At 42.8% G+C, this 21,563-nt stretch carries 23 protein-coding genes; 13 read left to right on the top strand and 10 right to left on the bottom strand.

What is annotated here, in order from left to right:
• The first annotated feature begins 4 nt into the window (after positions 1-4).
• Complete coding sequence (locus FTU03_RS00375) at positions 5-433, top strand: hypothetical protein (protein ID WP_166134832.1); 429 nt, start codon at positions 5-7, stop codon at positions 431-433.
• Positions 434-543: 110 nt separating this feature from the next.
• Here FTU03_RS00375 and FTU03_RS00370 read toward each other — a convergent pair whose 3' ends face one another.
• Positions 544-2,256, bottom strand: coding sequence for an electron transfer flavoprotein-ubiquinone oxidoreductase (locus FTU03_RS00370; RefSeq protein WP_180053325.1), 1,713 nt, complete (start codon positions 2,254-2,256; stop codon positions 544-546).
• Between the two features lie 187 nt (positions 2,257-2,443).
• Here FTU03_RS00370 and FTU03_RS00365 point away from each other — a divergent pair, with 187 nt between their 5' ends.
• From FTU03_RS00365 to FTU03_RS00345, 5 genes are all read left to right on the top strand, one after another.
• Positions 2,444-3,055 (top strand): DUF1285 domain-containing protein, encoded by a 612-nt coding sequence (locus tag FTU03_RS00365; protein ID WP_159123934.1) that lies wholly within the window; start codon positions 2,444-2,446, stop codon positions 3,053-3,055.
• Positions 3,056-3,104: 49 nt separating this feature from the next.
• On the top strand, positions 3,105-3,983 hold the full coding sequence (gene murI / locus FTU03_RS00360; RefSeq protein ID WP_166138033.1) for a glutamate racemase: 879 nt from the start codon (positions 3,105-3,107) through the stop codon (positions 3,981-3,983).
• 115 nt (positions 3,984-4,098) lie between these two features.
• Positions 4,099-5,127 (top strand): DUF4062 domain-containing protein, encoded by a 1,029-nt coding sequence (locus FTU03_RS00355; protein ID WP_034704817.1) that lies wholly within the window; start codon positions 4,099-4,101, stop codon positions 5,125-5,127.
• 65 nt (positions 5,128-5,192) lie between these two features.
• Positions 5,193-6,206, top strand: a complete 1,014-nt coding sequence (gene hemH / locus FTU03_RS00350) for a ferrochelatase (protein ID WP_179992859.1) — start codon at positions 5,193-5,195, stop codon at positions 6,204-6,206.
• A 21-nt stretch (positions 6,207-6,227) separates the two neighbouring features.
• Positions 6,228-6,872, top strand: coding sequence for an MBL fold metallo-hydrolase (locus FTU03_RS00345; RefSeq protein ID WP_179992858.1), 645 nt, complete (start codon positions 6,228-6,230; stop codon positions 6,870-6,872).
• Between the two features lie 32 nt (positions 6,873-6,904).
• On the opposite strand, the gene FTU03_RS00340 is transcribed toward FTU03_RS00345, so the two are convergent.
• Together FTU03_RS00340 and FTU03_RS00335 are read right to left on the bottom strand one after the other, a co-directional pair.
• Entirely contained in the window at positions 6,905-7,087 is a 183-nt protein-coding gene (locus tag FTU03_RS00340; RefSeq protein ID WP_004781764.1) for a hypothetical protein, read from the bottom strand.
• 154 nt (positions 7,088-7,241) lie between these two features.
• Complete coding sequence (locus tag FTU03_RS00335; RefSeq protein WP_179992857.1) at positions 7,242-7,418, bottom strand: DNA gyrase inhibitor YacG; 177 nt, start codon at positions 7,416-7,418, stop codon at positions 7,242-7,244.
• Positions 7,419-7,502: 84 nt separating this feature from the next.
• On the opposite strand from FTU03_RS00335, the gene FTU03_RS00330 reads away from it, so the two are divergent.
• The gene (locus FTU03_RS00330; protein WP_179992861.1) at positions 7,503-8,147 is read left to right on the top strand and encodes an SAM-dependent methyltransferase; all 645 of its coding nucleotides are present in this window, start codon (positions 7,503-7,505) and stop codon (positions 8,145-8,147) included.
• Positions 8,148-8,150: 3 nt separating this feature from the next.
• Positions 8,151-9,350 (top strand): TIGR03862 family flavoprotein, encoded by a 1,200-nt coding sequence (locus tag FTU03_RS00325; protein ID WP_179992856.1) that lies wholly within the window; start codon positions 8,151-8,153, stop codon positions 9,348-9,350.
• Positions 9,351-9,436: 86 nt separating this feature from the next.
• Here FTU03_RS00325 and FTU03_RS00320 read toward each other — a convergent pair whose 3' ends face one another.
• Positions 9,437-10,015, bottom strand: coding sequence for a hypothetical protein (locus FTU03_RS00320; RefSeq protein WP_179992855.1), 579 nt, complete (start codon positions 10,013-10,015; stop codon positions 9,437-9,439).
• Positions 10,016-10,030: 15 nt separating this feature from the next.
• Positions 10,031-10,807: a class I SAM-dependent methyltransferase gene (locus tag FTU03_RS00315; RefSeq protein ID WP_179992854.1), complete on the bottom strand. Its 777-nt coding sequence runs from the start codon at positions 10,805-10,807 to the stop codon at positions 10,031-10,033.
• Positions 10,808-10,920: 113 nt separating this feature from the next.
• Here FTU03_RS00315 and FTU03_RS00310 point away from each other — a divergent pair, with 113 nt between their 5' ends.
• The 3 genes from FTU03_RS00310 to FTU03_RS00300 all read left to right on the top strand — a co-directional run bounded on the left by FTU03_RS00310 (position 10,921) and on the right by FTU03_RS00300 (position 13,555).
• Positions 10,921-12,192, top strand: coding sequence for a hypothetical protein (locus FTU03_RS00310; RefSeq protein WP_179992853.1), 1,272 nt, complete (start codon positions 10,921-10,923; stop codon positions 12,190-12,192).
• Positions 12,193-12,314: 122 nt separating this feature from the next.
• Positions 12,315-12,509, top strand: a complete 195-nt coding sequence (locus FTU03_RS00305; RefSeq protein WP_005232434.1) for a hypothetical protein — start codon at positions 12,315-12,317, stop codon at positions 12,507-12,509.
• Positions 12,510-12,601: 92 nt separating this feature from the next.
• Positions 12,602-13,555, top strand: coding sequence for a 2-hydroxyacid dehydrogenase (locus FTU03_RS00300; protein WP_004781778.1), 954 nt, complete (start codon positions 12,602-12,604; stop codon positions 13,553-13,555).
• Between the two features lie 38 nt (positions 13,556-13,593).
• On the opposite strand, the gene FTU03_RS00295 is transcribed toward FTU03_RS00300, so the two are convergent.
• The 3 genes from FTU03_RS00295 to FTU03_RS00285 form a co-directional block, all read right to left on the bottom strand.
• Positions 13,594-14,112, bottom strand: a complete 519-nt coding sequence (locus FTU03_RS00295) for a hypothetical protein (protein ID WP_179992852.1) — start codon at positions 14,110-14,112, stop codon at positions 13,594-13,596.
• 108 nt (positions 14,113-14,220) lie between these two features.
• Positions 14,221-14,700, bottom strand: a complete 480-nt coding sequence (locus tag FTU03_RS00290) for a hypothetical protein (protein WP_179992851.1) — start codon at positions 14,698-14,700, stop codon at positions 14,221-14,223.
• 235 nt (positions 14,701-14,935) lie between these two features.
• Positions 14,936-15,325 (bottom strand): hypothetical protein, encoded by a 390-nt coding sequence (locus FTU03_RS00285; RefSeq protein WP_179992850.1) that lies wholly within the window; start codon positions 15,323-15,325, stop codon positions 14,936-14,938.
• 186 nt (positions 15,326-15,511) lie between these two features.
• Here FTU03_RS00285 and FTU03_RS00280 point away from each other — a divergent pair, with 186 nt between their 5' ends.
• Positions 15,512-17,314, top strand: coding sequence for an AAA family ATPase (locus tag FTU03_RS00280; RefSeq protein WP_179992849.1), 1,803 nt, complete (start codon positions 15,512-15,514; stop codon positions 17,312-17,314).
• A 43-nt stretch (positions 17,315-17,357) separates the two neighbouring features.
• Here FTU03_RS00280 and glyS read toward each other — a convergent pair whose 3' ends face one another.
• Entirely contained in the window at positions 17,358-19,427 is a 2,070-nt protein-coding gene (gene glyS, locus FTU03_RS00275; RefSeq protein ID WP_179992848.1) for a glycine--tRNA ligase subunit beta, read from the bottom strand.
• On the bottom strand, positions 19,427-20,416 hold the full coding sequence (glyQ, locus tag FTU03_RS00270) for a glycine--tRNA ligase subunit alpha (RefSeq protein ID WP_005232423.1): 990 nt from the start codon (positions 20,414-20,416) through the stop codon (positions 19,427-19,429). Before glyQ ends, glyS begins: the two co-directional genes overlap by 1 nt.
• A gap of 314 nt (positions 20,417-20,730) precedes the next feature.
• On the opposite strand from glyQ, the gene FTU03_RS00265 reads away from it, so the two are divergent.
• Positions 20,731-21,558, top strand: coding sequence for a transglutaminase family protein (locus FTU03_RS00265; protein WP_179992847.1), 828 nt, complete (start codon positions 20,731-20,733; stop codon positions 21,556-21,558).
• Positions 21,559-21,563: the final 5 nt, after the last annotated feature.

The raw sequence follows: 21,563 nt of genomic DNA, 5'->3' as shown, positions 1-21,563 counted from the left end.
CTGTATGTTTAAGTTTTTAAAAAGGTTAGTAAGAAAAGAAGCTAATAAAAATTTAGATACGAGTAATTATAAAACTAAAATTAAAAATTTTAGCTTAGAGCATGATCAGATTGTGGGCGTAAATATAGATGATGTAATAATAAAAATACCTTATATAGACATAGTAAGGATATCTATTATGGTTTATGGGGAAGATTTACTCCCTCAACCAATCTGGACTGTGCAAACAATAAAAGACATTATTGATATACCGAATGAATTAAATAATACTGATAAATTATTTTTTGAGGTTCTTAATAAAAAATTAGATGGTTACAACTCAATTCAAACCCAAGAAGAAATATTAAAAGCTATGAATTGTACCCATAACAGCCTATTCCATATTTGGCAGCGCCATGATGCAGATAAAATATTTAAATCTATTAAATACTAATTTTTTCTTGTACAAAAAAATTAAATGATGCGTATTTCATAATCTTATCAATATAAAAAAGCCTCTAAAATAATTAATTATTTTAGAGGCTTATGCAAGCTAATTAAGCATTACATATTAGGGTAGTTCGGACCACCGCCACCTTCCGGTGTTACCCAGGTGATATTCTGAGATGGATCTTTGATGTCACAGGTCTTGCAGTGTACACAGTTCGCTGCGTTGATCTGGAAGCGTTTCGAACCGTCATCATTTTCCATGATTTCATACACACCTGCCGGGCAGTAACGCTGAGCAGGCTCATCCCATTTCGGCAAGTTGACATCTACCGGAATCGAAGCATCGGTCAGTTTTAAATGCGCTGGCTGGTTTTCTTCATGTACCGTGTTCGATACAAACACAGAAGACAGACGGTCAAAGGTTAGCTTGCCATCCGGTTTTGGATAGTTCGGCTTGAAGTTCACTGCATCGACTGTTTTCAGAGTTTTAAAGTCTGGCACTAAATCATGGAGCGTGAACGGCACTTTAAACACGTTCTGGTCGATGAAGTTGAATGCACCACCCATCCATTGACCGAACTTGTGCATCGCAGGGCCAAAATTACGCGCGCTGTATAGCTCTTCTTTCAACCAGCTATTGTTGAACTTGTCTGTATAAGTAGTCAGTTCTTTAACAAAGAAGTCTTCGCCTTCAGTCACACGGGCAATCGCCAGATCACCGCCTTTTTCTACACCGGCAGCAATCGCTTCAAATACCGCTTCACCGCAGAGCATGCCGGACTTCATGGCAGTGTGTGAGCCTTTGATCTTGGCAAAGTTCAGGAAGCCCGCATCATCACCAATTAAAGATCCACCCGGGAAGGTGAATTTCGGCAGAGAGTTAAAACCACCTTTGGTTACGGCACGCGCACCATAAGAAATACGTTTACCGCCTTCCAGATACTGTTTGATCAGTGGATGGGTTTTCCAGCGCTGCATTTCCATGAATGGATACATGTGTGGATTTTCATAAGAAAGATCCACGATCATGCCTAATGTCACCTGGTTATTTTCAGCATGGTATAACCACCAGCCACCTGACGAACCGGTTTCAGATAAAGGCCAGCCGGCACCGTGCATTACCAGACCTGGTTTGTGTTTCGCTGGATCGATTTCCCAGAGTTCTTTAATGCCGATCCCGTAGTGCTGCGGATCAGCATCTTTATCCAGATTGAATTTTTGGATCAGGCGTTTACCTAAATGACCGCGGCAGCCTTCAGCAAAGATGGTGTATTTGGCATGCAGCTCATAACCCGGCGCAAAGTTATGCGTCGGTTCGCCATCTTTACCAATACCCATGTCACCGGTTTGGATACCTTTCACCGTACCATCTTCATGATACAGAATTTCAGAAGCAGCAAAGCCCGGGAAGATCGATACTTCCAGCTCTTCGGCTTTCTGGCCTAACCAGCGCACCACGTTACCCAGTGAGATCACGTAGTTACCATCGTTATGCATAGTTTTAGGCACCATCCAGTGCGGTGCTTCTTGTGATTTTTCATCTGAAAGAAGGAAGAAAGTTTTGTCTTCTGTCACTGGCACATTTAAAGGCGCACCTTCTTCTTTCCAGTTCGGGAATAGTTCGTTCATGGCACGTGGTTCAAGCACAGCACCCGAAAGAATATGTGCACCGACTTCGGAGCCTTTTTCTACGACACAAACGGACAGATCATTTAAATTGTTTTCAATTGCAAGTTGACGGATCTTGATTGCAGCAGACAGGCCGGCAGGACCCGCACCTACGATCACAACGTCAAACTCCATCGATTCACGTTCGATGTGTTCCATGTAGGACTCCTCATATTTCTATTCGGTGGCAACCATAATCGGATGATTGGGTGCTGCCATGAGTGTTCTGAATTCCTAGACACAAAAATAGTAGTGTCTTTAAGCATCTGGGCTAGTATAGTTTTAAACCCAGGTTAAGCCAATTGGCTGAAACATATTATTTTTCCGTCATTAAGGTCTTCTTTATATGAATAAGTCAGCACCCGATAAAAATCCGACGAAAAAAGTAGCTTCTAGCGATGATAAAAATTTAATGGATATCGCACAATACTTAAAAGATGCACAGGGCAGTCACAAAAGGTCAATCCCGCCTTTGGATCAATGGCAGCCAAAGCATTGTGGCGCAATGGATCTCAAGGTTTTGGCCAATGGAGAATGGTGGCACGAAGGTCAATTGATCAAGCGTCAGCCGATGATAGACCTGTTTTCCACGGTACTCTGGAAAGAAGAAGGAAAATTCTATCTAAAGACGCCGGTTGAAATGATTGAAATCGAGGTCGAAGATGAACCTCTGTTTGTAAATCAGGTCGATCAGGTCAAGATTGAAGGCAGGACTTACCTGCAACTGACCACCACGACTCAGGACATCATTATTGTCGATAGCGAACATCCTATCTTTATGCGTCAGTATCAGGATGAATTGCGCCCTTATGTGCATGTGCGTTTTGGAATCAATGCGCTTATTCAGCGGGCTGCTTTTTTACATCTGGTGGAGATGGGCGAGCTTGGTGAAAATGCTGCTGGAGAGACGGTTTTAAGCTTGAAAAGTGGTGATTTAGACTTGCATTTAAGCACCTGAGGTTTAAGCTTTGTCGCAAGGTCATTTGAAACAAGCAACTAGCAACGTTATGAGCGCTATCCAACCGATTTATCCCTTAGTAGATCCCATGCCTAAAGCCAGTGCTGATGCACCTATCGGGATTTTTGATTCTGGTGTGGGAGGGTTGTCGGTTGCTTTGGAAATTGCCCGGTATTTGCCCAATGAACGCTTTGTTTATTATGCCGACACGGCTTACGTACCTTATGGGCCCCGTAAAGATCAGGAAATCCGTGACCTAACTGCGCGAGCGATTGAATGGCTGTATCGTGAAGGCTGTAAAGTTGCAGTCGTTGCCTGTAATACCGCTTCTGCATTTAGCCTGGATTATTTACGTGAGCATTATGGTGAAAACTTTCCGATCATTGGACTGGTGCCAGCGCTCAAACCTGCAGTCCTCAATACCCAATCCAAAACGGTGGCCGTTCTGGCCACACCTGCAACCTTTCGTGGCCAGCTGATTAAGGATGTCATGACCCGTTTTGCCGAGCCGGCACAGGTCAAAGTAATTCCGGTGACCTGTCTGGATCTGGTGCCTTTTGTAGAAGCCGGTCAGCAGATGAGTCCTGAGTGTCTGGCGACATTAACTCAGATTTTACAACCGGTTGTTGATCAGGGTGCTGATTATTTAGTGCTAGGATGTACACATTACCCCTTCCTAAAATCGTCAATTCAGTATATTTTTGGTCAAAAGCTGACATTAATTGACTCAGGATTCGCGGTTGCGAGACAAACGGCCCGAATTTTGATCAAAAATGGGTTATTATTTGAACATGAGTGCAAGGACAGTCTAAAAATCCGACTTGTGGTTAGTGGTCAAAATGCTGAACAGCTCCAGCCGATTTTAGGGCATCTGATTCCAGCCGATATTAAATGGCAGGTCAGCAATATGGAGACAGAAGTCAGCTAGGCGACCGTCACTCATCTTATAATTTTGAAAGATATATTTTTATACTGGGGTCGTCATATTGTGTCAGGGCAGGGTTTAGCCGGCCAGATCAATGTGCAGTAAAAGAGGATAACCAATGCTCGATAAACGTTATCAGGTGTTTATCTCCACCTCTGGTGCAGAAATGCAGCCAGAGCGGATCATCTTGTCACAAACTTTGGTCGGCATGGGTTTCTTTTCCTGGGGGCTGGAACAACGCACTCCTTTAAATACTGCATTTGCACGTCGCCAGATTGATGATTGTGATTATGTGGTGATTCTGCTGGGTAGCCAGTATGGCGAGCAGTCGGTTTCCGGTGTAGGTTATATGCATCTGGAATACATTTACGCTGTGACCAAGCAGAAACCGATTATTGTGTTTATGCATGAAGATCCGGCTTCACGTGATCCTTCCTTGCACGATACCAAACCTGAATTACAAGAAAAATTTAAAGAATTTCGTCAGTTATTGCAGCAGGAAGCTGATCAGGTCTTTTGCTATCGTACCTTGCGCGATCTGGAAATGGCGGTACGTTTGAACATGCCGCAAATGCTGGAACGTTATCCGGTAAGTGGCTGGGTACGTCCTCAGAATACTCAAGCCTTGCATGACGAGATTGACCAGCTCAAAGCTAAAGTGGCCCAACTGGAACGCGATGGGGGGACACGTGAAGTGGATCCTTTCCTGAGCCTGCCGAAAGTGTCTATGCATGAAGTTTTCTCCTTCGAATACCGTATGCATGCCTATCAGGATGGTAACTTTAAAGAGCTGAAAGTTCAGAAGAGACTGACTTGGGCACAATTGCTGGCTATTCTCGGTTCTACCTTCATTAATCCAACGCCGGAGGAATTTTTCTCCAAGCGTATGAATGAGTATTTGAATGAAACCGGTCTGGAAGATGCACGAGCGGAAATGCCGCGTGCACATGCTGTAGCCCGTGCCCAGATCAATATTCGCGCCTTGCATAGCCTGAAATTGCAAATGCGCCAGAATGACTGGATTGTGCCGTCAGGCCGTGATGACCGCCAACGTCTGCTTTGGCAGATTACGCCTAAGGCACAGAAGCTGTTAGACAGTAATTTGCTGGATAAAGATCGTACTTTTCAATATAAGTCAGTGTATTAATCCATATAGAGAATAAGTAAAAAGCTGTTAAAGTAAGCAGGTTGATACCACGACGGGCGTACTGCATGTTTTCTACAGCTAAACCGAAAGTTACGATTATATTGGCAAATTTAGGCACACCTGATGCACCGACTGTGCCGGCAGTACGCGATTTCCTGAAGCAGTTTTTATCTGATCAGCGTGTCATTGAAATTCCCAAGCCGATCTGGCAACTTATCCTGCGTTTATTTATTTTACCGTTCCGTCCCAAGCGAGTTTCCCAGGCTTATGCACAGGTCTGGGGTCAGGATTCACCGATGCGTGAGATTCTGCTGCAGCAGGTGAGTCAAGTAAAGGCCAAACTCATTGAACAATATCCGCAATTTGAACTGAATGTGGTGCCTGCCATGACTTATGGCAATCCTAATATTCAGGGTGTTCTTGATCAGATTTCGGCTCAACCGCAAGATCATATTATTCTGTTTCCGTTATTTCCCCAGTATTCAGCGACCTCTACCGCACCTCTGTATGATGCAGTCGCAAAATGGGTGCTGAAACAGCGCAATTTACCTGGTCTGTCGATTATCCGCGATTATTATCAGCATCCCTTATTTATTCAGTCACTGGCACAAAGTGTTCGGGATTATCAGGCGATTCATGGGCAGCCGGAAAAACTATTGATGTCATTTCATGGTATCCCGCAGCCCTATGCCGATAAAGGTGATCCTTATGCGGATCGTTGCCGGATCACAGGCAAACTGGTTGCAGAAGCTTTAGGTCTATCTGAAGATCAATATGCAATTAGTTTCCAGTCCCGGTTTGGTAAACAGGAGTGGGTTAAGCCTTATACGGATGCCTTAATTGAAGAGTGGGGCAAACAGGGCGTGAAATCAATTCAGGTGATGAGTCCTGCTTTCTCGGCCGACTGTTTGGAAACACTGGAAGAGCTGGCCATGGAAAATGGGGAGACCTTCAAGGCCAATGGCGGGAAAAGTTACAGTTATATTCCGGCTTTGAACAATCGTGAGGATCATGTGCAATTGCTCAATACACTGTTACAGGCTAATCTTGAAGCATTGAACCAGACGCTTGCCCATTAATCTTTTGAGGTTTCTTATCCTATGTTACAAGTCAAAATTGTTCCTGTGACTGCATTTCAGCAAAACTGCTCGATTCTTTGGGATAGCGACAGTAAAGAGGCTGTTTTGATTGATGCAGGGGGCGAACCTGAAAAATTAAAAGCGGAAGTAGAAGCACTGGGCTTAACGGTCAAGGCTTTATGGCTGACTCATGGCCATCTCGATCATGCTGGAGCAGTTGGTGCTTTAAAAAAAGTTTGGGATGTGCCGGTGATTGGTCCGCATAAGGATGATGCATTCTGGCTGGATATGATTCAGGAAGTGTCTACCCGTTACGGTTTTCCGATTCCGGAAAAAGTAGAAGTCACGCAATGGCTGGAAGGTGGAGAAGTTCTCAAGCTAGGTGATGAAGAGTTTGAAGTACGTTTTGCCCCAGGCCATACTCCAGGTCATGTAATGTTCTATAACAAGAATCATGCTTTGTTATGGACAGGGGATGTACTGTTTAAAGGCTCAATTGGACGGACAGATTTCCCGCGTGGCGATCATCAGCAGTTACTCGATTCAATCCAGCGCGAATGTTTTAGCCTGCCGGATGAAACCCGGTTTATTTCAGGACATGGTCCGATCAGCAATATTGGTTTTGAAAAACAGCATAATCCTTTCGTTGCGGGAAAAGCCGGTTAAAGTAGTTGAAAAGATCAGCCTAGCTGGTCTTTTTATTTGCTAAAAGGATTATTTAAAGACTGACGGGTTTGTGCGTAGATCAGCCAAGTCATAATGGCAAGGAGAATTCCAACAACAATAAATAAGCCATCCTGCTGGAAAATGCCTATCCCTAATGACAATATCGCAAGTATTCCTACCCCAATTAAAATGATCTTTAGAATAATGTAGCCCATGTTCTTGCTCTAAAATAATGTGATATTTCTGCGTAAGAACATAGTATTAAACTGGCATATGTGCTGTTAACTTGTGTTGGTTTTCTATAAGCCTTTTATAAAAATCATGTGATTATTTAGGATATGCTTAATGTGATAGGATATTTTAAAAGGTTCAGTCTTCTTCAGAAGATTCAGTTGTTGGAGCATCTTGGGTTGGCAGTTTGTATTCCTCACTGGCCCAAGCGCCTAGATCAATCATTTTGCAGCGTTCCGAGCAGAAAGGACGAAATTCATTATTTTCCCAAGTGGTCAGTTTGCCACAGCGTGGACATTTTAAAGTGGTCGGCATCAGCACATTCCCTAGAAAAATAAAGCTTCGATTAGGCAAATATAACTGCACTTGTTAGACTTATACAGTTTTTATTAGTTTGATCTGATTATGTCGATTCGTCAATTTCAAGCACAGCGTATGCATGCGCCTCGTGATTTCCAAAGTATCAGTTCTGAACCGGTTTGTGTGGAAATCGGTGCGGGCAAAGGTAAACACGCATTGCTCTTTACCCAGACCAATCCGAACAGCAAGCTGATAGCGATCGAGCGGACTCGAGAGAAATTTTTGGTCATGCAAAAACAGCATGCGCTGGAAGGACAGCCGAATTTACAAACGGTTCATGCCGATGCCTTGCCTTGGATTGTGCATGCTCTCTATCCAGCGCAAGTCGAACAGTTTTTTATTTTATATCCGAACCCTGAGCCGCATAACCCGGCGCAGCGCTGGTTGAATATGCCATTTTTTGAGTTTTTATTATCGCGTTTAAAAACCGGTGGCACGATCACTTTAGCGAGTAACATTCCTGAATATATTGAGGAGGCAGAGCAGCAGGTTCAAAACCTGTGGAAGCTGCCTTTTGTTAAAGAAGTCATTGGCCAAGACTCGGCAAGAACTCATTTTGAAATTAAATATCTAGAGCGTGGTGAGTTGTGCCAGCAATTGATTATTAGTAAACCGGAAGGCTATACAACGCGTTTTGATGAGTTTCAGCCGTTACAAGGGCAGAATGCGAGTTCGGCGGAATAAGTCATGACGAAGCGCATTGCAATTGTGGGTGCTGGCCCGGCAGGCTTGATGGCTGCAGAAGTACTGAGCCAGTCTGATTATGAGGTGCATGTGTTTGAACAAAAACCTTCGGCTGCCCGTAAATTCCTGATGGCTGGCAAAACCGGTCTAAATATTTCTCATGCCGAACCCGTCGAGCAGTTTGTGCAGCGTTATGATCAGGTGAACTGGTTAGCACCTTGGATCAAACGCTGGGATGCCATATGGATTCAAAACTGGATGAGAGATCTTGGTATTGAACCTTATATTGGTTCTTCAGGTCGGGTCTTTCCTACCGAAATGAAAGCCGCTCCACTATTGCGTGCCTGGTTAAAACGTTTAACTGAGCAAGGGGTAAAATTTCATTATCGCCATCAAATTCTAGATCTAAAAAATCATCAGCTACAGATGCATGATTTAAAAAATGATTGCGCATTCACAGAAAACTTTGATGCGATTGTTTTGGCTTGTGGTGCAGTGTCATGGTCAAAACTCGGCAGTGATGGGAAATGGCAAGCATGGCTTGATTGCAGCGAGATTGAACCTTTTCAAGCCAGTAATGCGGGTGTGGAATATTCATGGTCCAAGTTTATGCAGCCAATCTTCGGTCAGCCCCTAAAACGGGTCGAGGCTTGGGTTAATGGCGGTGACAAGACTATGGGTGATATTGTGATCAGTCACTATGGTCTGGAAAGTGGTCTGATCTATAAACAAGGCCGGGGGCTGCGTCAACAGCTGAAACAGGGGCAGCCGATGCAGCTGAATCTGGATCTTTTCCCGGATCAAACAGTTGAGCAGCTGGCTAAAAAATTACAGCCATGTAAAAAGCAGTCTTTGAATAATATCTGGCGGAAAGCAGGTTTGGAGGGTGCAAAAGCTGCTCTAGTGCGTGAATTGGTACCAAAACCGCTTTGGCAAAATGCTACTGAATTAGCACAGCAGATTAAGCAATTGAAAATTCCTTTAACAGGTTTCCGTCCTATACAGGAAGCGATTAGCTGTGCAGGTGGTGTTAAACGCGAGGTTCTGTCAGAGCAGCTTCAGCTTAAATCCAATCCACATGTGTTCTTATGTGGTGAGATGCTGGACTGGGATGCGCCTACAGGGGGGTATTTACTCACTGCCTGTTTTGCCACTGGACGTGCAGCCGCAGAAGGGGTGCAGCACTATTTAGTTCAAGCTTAATAATACGCATTCATCAGAAAGTAAAAGTTAAATCTGGGTGCTGCATATAAAATTTCAGGAAGCGTCTGCTTCCTGAAATGTATTATTTATTGTGCTGGGGCTTTATTTGCAGTGGTCATCTCTGGATATTGTGAACGCCAACGTTCCAGTTGCTCTTGGGCATGTAGATATTTGCCCAGACCTTTTACATTTTCACTGGCTTCATTCACAGTAGTGGCCTGAGATTTCGGACTATTCACCAGTTTTTCCTGATGTTCCCAGTATTGATACATCAAACCCTGAATATAACGGCCCTGTTCAGTTTTAAGCTCCAGATCTTTGAGCATATTTAGCGAAGACTGGACATGATCGCGTTGACGTTGCTGGACAAATTCCGGAGTCAGATTGTCATCATTGCGCATGCCATTGAGCTCAGCTTCCAGATCCGCGCTCATTTCCTGGAAACGTTCTTCATAGTCATTCAAGACAGCAATATCATGGGGATCATCTTCCGTTTTAGGGAAGTTTTTCACGGGTCCAGTTTTCAATTCCTGCATGATTTCCTCTGATGCAGAGTCTTCCGTTGCCTGCTGTTCTACAGATTGTGAACTTTTCTGGTCACAGGCCATCAAAAACATGGCGGCAGTGAAAAGTGCAGTTCGTGACATCAATTGAATCGTGTGCATGATTGAATCCTGTTCCTAATTATTTTTCTTGAATACATAAACATAGGTGACATAAGGGAAATTAATCATATCTTCTGCACCCTTGTCCGTATAGTTTTTGATAATTTGTTCGAATTGCTGCTTGAGCTGCTGTTGCTGTTCTTTTGGTAGTGCCGCAATAAAGCTGGTTGACAATAAGCGTTTGGAAACCACCTGCTCGACAGGGCCATGCTGTAGCTGTTGCATTTGCGTTTCAGCATAAGGCTGAAAGAGATTCTGTTCTTCAAATACTTTACGCCAGACACCACTATGATAGCGTGGTGTATCGCCTTCCAGTGGTGCAATGCAATCTGCTAGGGCTTTGACCCAGTCGACTGTGATATCACGCTGGTTCCAGACCAGTACCAGAAAGCCTTGAGGTTTAAGTACCCGATCCAGCTCCTTTAAGGTTTTCAGATTGGCAAACCAGTGAAATGACTGTGCACAAAACACGGCATTCACGCTATGATCGGGCAGGGGAAGCTGGTGGCTCATCCCTTCAAGGGTATGAATATCCGGATGTGCCAGTTTTAACTGGGCCAGCATTTCAGGGACAGGATCAATGGCGGTGATGTGGCTGCTGAGTGGACGCAAATAGGCAATAAATTTACCTGTTCCTGTTCCCAAATCAACAAGATCTGCATCTACAGGCAATGACAGTGTCTCGGCAAGCCATGGGCTAAGATCTGCCGGATAGTCAGGGCGTACCTGCTGATAAAGCTCAGCCGCTGTACTAAACCCTTGTTGAGCTGCAGGATGCAGTGATTGTGTCATATTTTGCGCTTTTTAATCTTTTTCATCGATATAAAATAGCATATTCACTTTTTCGGCCCTATTCATTGAGTGAATTGTTGCCGAAAAGTTAGATTCACCAGCACGGGAAAGTTATGGATAAGCAGATTGTTTTTGAAGATGAGCATATACGCGCAATTTTTATGCCGGGGTCATCTTCAGAATTGATTTTTTCATTTGGAGATTTGATTACCCGTGCCAAGGGCTTGAGCATCAATGCCGAAAAATCATTAGCGAAATTTGAATTTAATGTTTTGGGAATCATGCCCAAACATAAATCCTGGTTTCCAAAAAGTTCCATGTGGAACATGTTGCAAGCCATTGCCGAGCTGATTGCACCGTTTCAGCAGCGCATTGCCTATGGTGGCTCCATGGGTGGCTATGCTGCGATTAAATATTCCAATCTGCTGAATGTTCAGCGAGTGGTCGCGATGGTGCCGCAATATTCGATTGATCCGGAAGATGTCGAAGATGCCCGCTACAACATGTTTTACCAGCCCGAGCTGAATGAAGGCATGCGGATTGAGGCAGAAGATGTCAGTCCGGAACGGGAATATATTCTGGTATATGACCCGTATTGCACCGAAGACCGGGCACATTATCTGAAACTGGAAGCCGTACTTCCGCAGCATCATGTACTGCATCTGCCATTTACCGGCCATGACGCCATCGCTGTTCTGGCCAGCTCCGAGCTGCTGTATGACTTTTTATTGCATGATTATGATGAAAGTTATTTCTACCAGAAAATGCGCCGGGTCAAAAAAAACAGCAAGTTCTATTATCGCAAGGTGATTGAGAATATCCTGCCGAGGCATCGTTTTGCTTTAGGACGTATTCTGAAAAATAATGACCTATTGCTGGATACTCAATTTTTTGATGCAGCCCAGAAACAGGTGATTTTGCGTGAATTGCTGAGTAATAAACAGGTCGATCAGCAGGATCTGCTTAAGCTCGGAATTCACGTCAATCTGCCGCAGGAAAAGCGCCAGTTATTGCTGGATGCCTATGGACATGCACTGGTCTTTAACGTCATCAGCAACAAGATCGAAAGCTATACCGGTGATGCGATTGCACTGAACCATAAATTCCTGATTCCAATCTATGCCAAGGGTAATGGCTTGCTGACCATCAACCTGAATGATGAGCGTTATCTGGTGGTGATGAATGATCGGCATATTATGAAACTGGTCAAGGAGCAGGATGAATTAAATGTAGGCATGCATCCGATTATCATGAAACGCTATGCTGATTTTTATATGTTCAGCTATAAACATCTGAATTTGCATACAGATGAATACGGCGCTTCCGGTTTCGTTGACGCAAGTGACAAAAATACACAGTTTGTGACACGAAGTGAAATGAACTAACCAAAAAATTTATCTAAAAAACAAATACTTGACTTATGTTTGCTAAGGCCTAATATGGTCTTAGGCGGTATGAAAAATAGTCACACCGCTCCCGGTTGTTTATATGACAAGGGAGTAAATATATGCAATCCAAACAAGTTACAAGTATTTGTTTTATTCTTGGACTGATGCTGCCTAATTTTGCACACGCGGAAAGTGTGCATCCTGCAGTGATCTTGCTCAGTTCTTCTCTTATTTTTCTGATCTTTCTCAGTGTATATGTGATTTATAAGGTGCGCCGTTCTCTGCGTAACCATATTGATAAGTCTGTAGATTAACCACTTCTGACAGTAAGTTGCTTGAAAACCCTGCAGGACTTGTTTTAAATGGCAATCAAAATAAATTGTCAAACAAGGTTGAGGGTAGCGCCATGAAAGCCGCTTATTTAGATTATGCTTCTTTAGACCAACAGGATTTGGACTTTCAGGCACTACATGCAGTATTTGATCAGCTGGTCTTATACCCGGCCACATCGGCTGCAGAGATTCAGTCTCGTGTGGCCGATGTCGATGTCATCATTACCAACAAAGTCATGATTGACGCGGCAACCATCCAGCAATGCCCTCAACTGAAACTGATCCTGATTTCTGCTACGGGCACCAATAATGTCGATCTGGCTGCGGCCAAGGCATGTGGCATTGTGGTGTGTAACTGTCAGGCTTATGGCACCTCTGCCGTCGCTCAGCATACCCTTATGCTGATGCTCAATCTGGCCACTTCATTTTTAACCTATCAACGTGCAGTACAGCAGGGCGAATGGCAAAAGGCCAGCCAGTTCTGTCTATTGGGTGCGCCAATTGTAGAATTGGCAGGCAAGACCTTAGGTATTGTTGGTTATGGTGAGCTGGGCCATGCAGTTGCCAGACTGGCAGAAGCCTTTGGCATGAAAGTACTGATTGCAGCTTTGCCCAACCGTCCAGCAGATGATTCCCGTATTCCATTTGCAGAGTTATTGCCACAAGTGGATTTTTTAAGCCTGCATTGCCCTTTAACGGAAGATACCCGTCATTTAATCAGTCATGCCGAATTGGACGCGATGAAACCAAGTGCATTTTTAATTAACTGTGCGCGTGGTGGAATCGTCGATGAACAGGCTTTGGCTCAGGCCTTACGCGAAGGCAAAATTGCCGGTGCTGCGACGGATGTGCTTACCGTGGAGCCTCCGAAAGAGGGAAATGTATTGCTCGATGCCTCAATTCCTAACCTGATCGTTACACCGCACAATGCTTGGGGCAGCGTTGATGCGCGTCAACGCATTGTGGATCAGATGGTGGAAAATGTAGAAGCCTTTAAGCAAGGCCGGCCTATCCGTCAGGTAAATTAAAAACTGCCAAATAAAAACTAAATGCTGATTAAATTCGATCAGCATTTTTTTCGGTTTTCTGGCGTAATATATTTATCTAATAGCTTTAAAAATTCACTCTGAACCAGTGCAGACCGGGGGTTAAATATAATTTCCTGATAGACGCGCTTAAATTCGGGTACCCGTTCATCGGGACGCTTGTCATAAGATGTTCGATAATGGGTTTCAAACATATAAATCAGATGATTCTGCGAAAAATAAGCAGTTCGATAGCTATAAATGTCATCTCCTTGAGTCCCGATTCTTAATTTACACATATCCTTGATCCGATACAGGTCGGCATTATTGCCAGAGGCGGGCCTAAATTCAGCTTCCTCCAAGTGTTCTATATGCTGGATTTTTTCGCCTTCGGTTTTATGGTTATAAGGATTCGCACTAGACAGGCTCGGGATGGAGGATAATTCATCATCAATCGCAGCAATTGAGGTCACGGTTTCACCTGAAACCAGTAAAGTGATGTACAGGATGGCTACACCACACAGAATGCCGGCGATAAAGCTGAGGAGAATTTTTTTCATTTTTATTATCTTCTCATGATTTTATTTGAGTTCAGTCTAAAGAAAGACTCAACTATCTTCAATGCTTAAAAGAAAAAGCCCGTAATGGGCTTTTTTCAATTCGATGATTTAAAGATCATCTACTGCATAACTGGTTGCTGTACCGGAACTTGATTGGGATTGTGATACCGATGAATTTTGAGTTGCGGTAGATGGCTGACTCAAAGGCTGTTGCACGATTGGCGTCTGTTGTGAATTGCCGCGCCAGACTTCACGGGTTTGCTGAATTTTCTGACCCGTTTGCTGTGCTGCCTGAGTCGCACCTTCATCTACTTTCTGGATGGTATCTGATGCCGCAGACTTGGTATTGCCCCAGGCACGATCTACACCCGGTTTGATTTTGGCAATGCCTTTTTCAGTGACTTCACCTACTTTTTCAGCGGTATTGATAACACCTTCCTGTGCTTTATAGGCAAATACATGCAGCAGGTTCGGATTCTCACCATAAGGTGCAATCGGTTTAGTAGTCTGAGTGGTTTCGGTCTGTGCAAATACAGGTGCACAGAACATTAAAGCAGTCGTTAAAATAATTGGGGTTTTGATATTCATTATGGATCGACCTCGAATTCGTCAAAGAGCGGTCTGAGTTTGGTTTTCAGTGTAACGGATAATCAGCCAAAAACAATGAATAAGCTATGGAGAGAGTATAGGTTCAGCGTAGTTTGATGCGAGGATCTTATAATTTTTAAAAGGAAGAAAAGGCAGTTTAAATCAGAAGAAAAATTAAATTTCTGTTCATTCAAATAAATAGCCCTATTTTCATCATAAAAACAGGGCGATCTATTTAATCACATTGAGTTAGGGCATCTTTGGCAAAATGATTGCGCAGAATTACAAAGTTCTTTTGTACTGCCGTATCGTGCAGGTCAAATTTTTGTGCCGTGCTGGTACCGTCACGCTGGAAAGTTGCTGAACCGGCATCAATCAGGGTCAGGCCTTTAAATGACCATTGTTCAACTGAACGGTTGTTGCCGATGTCGCCAGTAAATTCAATCACGCATTTGTCGAGGAATTTGGTCAGTTTTGCCTTATTGTTGGTTGTTTCTGGAATAACTTCGAGATTTTTTACTTCCTGTAATACGCCCAGTTCCAGCTGTGGAATGGTCGGTTGAGATGTACATGCTGTAAGTGCGATACCCGCAAGAGTCGTCATAATGAGTGTTTGAAATTTCATGCGCTTCTTTCTTGTTGAGTGTTGTTAGGGTGAGTATATGAAATATATAGAGATATGCCTATAGTGGATGAAATTTTAGAATCCAAAGATATTTAATTTTTGAATGAAAAATTACTTATTAAGTAAAGAAAAAAGATCGTAGGTTTTTGTTACTATTGGATTAACAGGAATAAAAAAGAAATTGTTATGTACTTAAGAAATATTCATATTAGAAATATTGGACCACTTGAAAAACTAGATTTAGAGTTAGAATTACGAGAGGATTTAAATCCAAAGCACGTAATTTTAGTTGGAAAAAATGGTTCAGGTAAAACATATACACTCTCATACATTGCGGATTCATTTTTTGAACTAGCTAAAAGTGAATATCAGGACGCTGTAAAGGCTCAGACTAGTACATTTTCTCCATATTTTAAAATTGTTTCGGGTAATGATATAAATACAAATACAATCAACCAAAGTGCTGCTGCATATTTAAGATATCAAGATGATCAGAATAATACAGAAATACATTACTGTGAAAAAATAGGTCAAACAGATTCTGCACGTGATCTGCTAAATCTATATTCTAATAAAATAACTTTTAATGAAGGAGAAAGAGGGGACGATAAGAAGGTTTTTGCTCAAACTAAAGATATAAAAAGCTTGTTCTCTAATACTATTGTTTTCTTCCCAAGTTTTAGAAAGGTTGTTCCTCATTGGTTAAACTTAAAAGCCCCAACTGAAGAATTATTTGATATAGAAACAAAATATGGGGGTAATCTGAATAAGGAAATAATGTGTATAGATACATTTCAAAAAAACATCCAGTGGATGTTAGATGTTATTTTGGATTCTGCTATTTTACCTGCAGAGTTAGATTGTCTAGTAGGAGATGGTGAGAGAGACCAAACCATACGAAATAAACATGCTATTAATAATTCATATAGAAATATAAATAAAGTTTTTCAAACAATTTTAGATAATCATGAACTATATTTAAAAACGGGTTGGCGAAATCAAGCTAAGTCTAGATTGTCTTTACATAGTAAAGGAAAGGTTGTTATTCCAACTTTAGAGCAACTTTCAACAGGTCAGTTAATTTTACTTAATTTATTTATCACGATTATTCGCCATGCTGATTATAAAAATATAAACAACAGTATTCGTTTAGATAATATTGAAGGAATTGTTGTTGTTGATGAAATAGATGCACATCTTCATAGCAAACATCAAAGTGAGATTTTACCAAAGCTAATAAAGCTTTTTCCTAAAGTGCAATTTATTGTTACTTCCCATTCGCCATTGTTTGTATTAGGAATGGAAAAAGAATTTGGTGCAGAAAATATTCAATTAATTGACTTACCATCAGGAATGAATATTACTTCTGAAAGGTTTAGCGAGTTTGAGGAATCATTTGATTTTTATAAAAACACTTCTAAATTTGAAGAAGAATTGCATCAAAAAATTAAAGAAACACAAAAACCATTAATTCTAGTTGAAGGTAAAACTGATATTAAATTTCTAAGAAAAGCTTTTGAATTAAAAGGTAAAGCTGATTGGTTAGAAAATATCGAAATTGATGAAATTGGCATTACTACAGAAGATGGACAAGTTAAATTTGGTGGTGAAAGTAGTTTAGAAAAGGGGTTTGAATTTTTAAAACACAATTTAAATGCAATCAGTAGAAGAATATTATTTTTATATGATTGTGACACTAAAGCGCAGAAGCAAAAAATTGGAAGTGTTTTGAAGGAAAAAGTACCTTTTAATGGATGCAATAATAAAATCAAAAAGGGTTCTGAAAACCTTCTAAGTGAAGAACTTTTTACAGAAGAGTTTTATACAAAAATAGAGAAAATAGATGACTATGGGGCTCCATCAATAATCCAAAAATTTGAAAAAAATAAGTTTTGTGATCATGTATGTGAGAATGTTAATGATCCAATTATATTTGATAAATTTGAAGAATTGGTGTTTCCTATTATTGAAGAATTTTTGGCACTTTAATAAAAAACCCGCTCTAAAGCGGGTTTTTTATTTCAATCAGAACTTAGTGTTGAAGCACTGAAATATCTGCAACTTTAGTGAACAGGTCACGAAGCTGAGCAAGCAGACGTAAACGGTTTGCTTTTAGTTCAGCATCATCTGCCATCACCATGACGCCGTCAAAGAACGCATCGACTGGCGCACGCAGGGCAGCCAATGCAGACAACGCAGCAGTGTAATCTTTAGAAGCAAATAATGGTTCAACCACTGGTGTGATTTTCGCAAGTTCAGCGAATAATGCTTTTTCAGCATCTTCCACCAGATTAGCTTCTACCACAGCACCTTCAGGTGCAGCTTCTTTGGCAAGGATGTTGGCAACACGTTTGTTTGCAGCAGCAAGTGCAGCAGCTTCAGGCAATGCACGGAAGTGATTTACCGCATTTACACGCTTGTCAAAATCAAGTGGTGATTTTGGTGACAGTGCTTGAACGGCTTGGATTACGTCAACATCAACGCCTTGGTCTTCGTATTTCGCACGGTAACGGCCTTCCAAGAATGCAACTGCATCTGCCAAAGTGTTGTCGTGGTCTTTCAAGACATCGCCATAAGCAGCTAAAGCGAGCTTGATCAGGTCTTCGATAGATACATCAAGCTCATTTTCAGTCACCAGACGCAGGATACCAATCGCAGAACGACGTAGCGCAAACGGGTCTTTAGAACCTGTAGGTGCCTGACCAATACCGAAAATACCAGTCAAGGTATCTAAACGGTCAGCAAGCGCAATCGTTGTACCCGTTTTGGTTTTCGGTAGAACGTCACCAGCAAATTTAGGTAAATACTGCTCACCTAAAGATTCAGCCACTTCATCATTTTCACCTTCAAGACGTGCGTAGTAAGTACCCGCGATGCCTTGAAGTTCTGGGAATTCACCGACCAGCTCAGACGTTAAGTCACATTTAGCAAGCAGAGCAGCTTTTTCAGCATCTTCCGCTTTGGCACCGGTAATCGGAGCAAGCGCGACAGCCAGTTTGGCAATACGTTCAGACTTGTTCCACAAAGTACCCAGTTGTGCCTGGAATACCATGTTGGCCAGTTTCTCTTTACGAGACGCAAGCGGTTGTTTCTGATCTTGCAGGAAGAAGAATTCTGCATCTGACAGACGCGGACGAACTACTTTTTCGTTACCTTCAATGATTTGAGTCGGATCTTTAGACTCAATATTTGAAACGGTAATGAAGTAAGGCTGTAATTTGTTTTCAGCATTCACCAGACAGAAATACTTCTGGTTGTCCTGCATGGTAGTGATCAGTGCTTCTTGAGGAACTGCAAGGAAGCGTTCTTCAAAGCTGGCACGAAGAGCAACTGGCCATTCAACCAGAGCAGTGACTTCGTCACGCAGATCCGCAGGAACAATGGCAATCGCATTCACTTCATCAGCCAGCGCTTTGACTTGCTGGTCGATGATTGCTTGACGCTCTTCAAAAGACGCAACCACTTTCGCAGCGCGCAGGGCATCCAGATAAGCATCTGCATTGGCCAGAATAATCGCTTCAGGCGCATGGAAACGATGACCATAAGTCACGTTGCCTGCTTTGTGATCCTGAATGGTTGCATCAATCACATTGCTGTCTTTTAACAAGACCACCCATTTTACCGGACGAACGAATTCAGTACGGCTAGCTGCAGAACGCATACGTTTTGCGATTGGCAATTGATCCAGAGCATGTTGCAGGATTTGTGGCAGTAAAACGTCCAGACTTTGGCCTTTCACATCTTTCAGGTAGCAGACTTTTTCAACTTTACCGGCCTGGAAAGTAGACACCTGATCAACCGTAATGCCTTGACCGCGCATAAAGCCTTCAAGTGCTTTGGTTGGTTTGCCTTCAGCATCATAAGCCGCTTGCACAGCAGGACCGTCAAAACGTTTTTGCGTATCCGCTTGAGCAGCATCAACATTTACGATTTTAAGTGCCAGACGACGTGGCGCTGCATAAGCTTCGATCGCATCGAAAGCCAGACCCGCATCTTTTAAGCCTTTTTCAGTTTCAGCTTTTAAAGCATCACGTAATTTTTTCAGGCTTTTTGGAGGAAGTTCTTCACAGCCAAGTTCAAATAAAACTGTATGTTTAGACATTATTTGTTCTCCGCTGATTTTTCTGCTTGAGCCGCTTCTGCTTCTACTTGAGCTTTAAGCTGAGCCAGGACTTCGTCACGTAGGTGAGGTTCTGCCATTGGGAAACCAAGTTTCGCACGTGCTGCTACATAACTGGTCGCAATTGAACGTGCCAAAGTACGCACACGCAGAATATAACGCTGACGTTCAGTCACAGAGATCGCGCCACGCGCATCTAACAGGTTAAAGCTGTGTGATGCTTTAATCACTTGCTCATAAGCAGGTAATGGCAGTTCAGCTTCGATTAAACGGGTCGCCTCAGCTTCGTAGAAATCGAACAGTTCGAACATTTTTTCTACTGGTGCATATTCGAAGTTATAAGTCGATTGTTCTACTTCATTTTGATGGAACACATCGCCATACGTCACAGTACCGAACTGACCTTTGGTCCAAACCAGATCGTAAACTGAGTCTACACCTTGCAGATACATCGCCAGACGTTCCAGACCATAAGTGATTTCACCGGTTACTGGGTAGCATTCAACACCACCGACTTGCTGGAAGTAAGTGAACTGAGTCACTTCCATGCCGTTCAGCCAAACTTCCCAGCCTAGACCCCATGCGCCCAATGTTGGAGATTCCCAGTTATCTTCCACGAAACGGATGTCGTGAACTAAAGGATCAATACCGATTGCCTTTAAAGAATCTAGGTAAAGCTGCTGGATGTTGTCCGGGTTTGGCTTAAGCACAACCTGGAACTGGTAATAATGTTGCAGACGGTTCGGGTTCTCACCATAACGACCATCTTTCGGACGGCGTGATGGCTGAACATAAGCAGCATTCCAGGTTTCGGGACCTAACGCACGAAGGAAAGTTGCAGTGTGGAATGTCCCTGCACCCATTTCCATGTCGTAAGGCTGTAACACGACGCAGCCTTGCTCCGCCCAGTAGTTTTGTAAGGCAAGAATTAAGCCTTGGAAGGTATCAATATGCGATATGGCGCGACTCATGGTCATCCACTTAAAATTAGAGAAAAATTGTGCTTGATTATAAGGATTTTACAGGGGAGTGGCAAAGGGTTAATACGCTGAAAATATTTTGGAAAAAATTAAAATGGTCTTCATTCATGCCAGATTTTGCGCGGCTTTGCTGCAATTTTATGCTGGAATAGCAATGGGATGAGATCCAAAAATCAGGAATAAATCAGATGTATAGCATCCTGTTCACTGAAGCGCGATAAAGTTAAACTGATCTCATACGATTGCGGTCTTAGAATTAGTTTAATCTTCACACAATATAATAATGCCTAATAATAAGGAACTTCATGACCACTTACCAAATTCAGTGCCATTTAAAATACAAGATTGTACAACCTACCGAATTTATTTTTATGGTTCAGGTCGCCCATCATCCCGATCAGAATATTCTCGGAGAACAGCTCACTATGAATATGCCGGTCAAGTGGCATGAATTTCAGGATGCTCAGCATCAAAACCGTCATATCCGGTTGCAACTCGAACCCTGTGAGGCATTTGAACTGAACTATAGCGCGACAGTTACCCGTCAGCCGAGCATTCCGAATGATCTGAGGCAAAATCTGAATGAAGTCAAAATCCCAGATCTGCCGGATGAGGTACTGCCTTATTTGCTGGCCAGCCGCTATTGCAATTCAGATTTATTATTAGAAATGGCGAAACGTTCATTTGGCTGGATGACGCCCGGCTATACGCGTGTAAAAGCCATTGAACAGTGGATTTATAACAATATTTCTTATGTCTCTGGCTGTTCTGACCAGTTTACGACTGCGACAGATGTACTGGTCCACCGAGCGGGTGTATGCCGTGACTTTGCTCATTTGGGCGTTGCGCTGTGTCGTGCTTTAGGAATTCCGGCACGCATGGTGGTCGGTTATGTGGAAATTGAAAAATTTTTACCCGATTTTCATGCCATTTTTGAAGCCTATCTGGAAGGCGGGTGGGTACAGTTTGATCCGACCCGTTTAGCTCCGGTCGACGAGCTGATTCGCATTGGTACTGGGGTAGATGCCGGAGATGTAGCATTTTCAACCTATTATGGTCAGGTCGAGCTGCTCAAAATCGAACCTCTGATTAAATCTGGTTCTCATAGCGAAGCTGAGACTAAAATCACCTGACATGA

Source organism: Acinetobacter sp. YH12046 (genome assembly GCF_013419905.1).
Lineage (GTDB): Bacteria > Pseudomonadota > Gammaproteobacteria > Pseudomonadales > Moraxellaceae > Acinetobacter.
The sequence above is the reverse complement of the archived record's forward strand: the minus strand, read 5'-3'. Positions and strand labels throughout refer to the sequence as shown.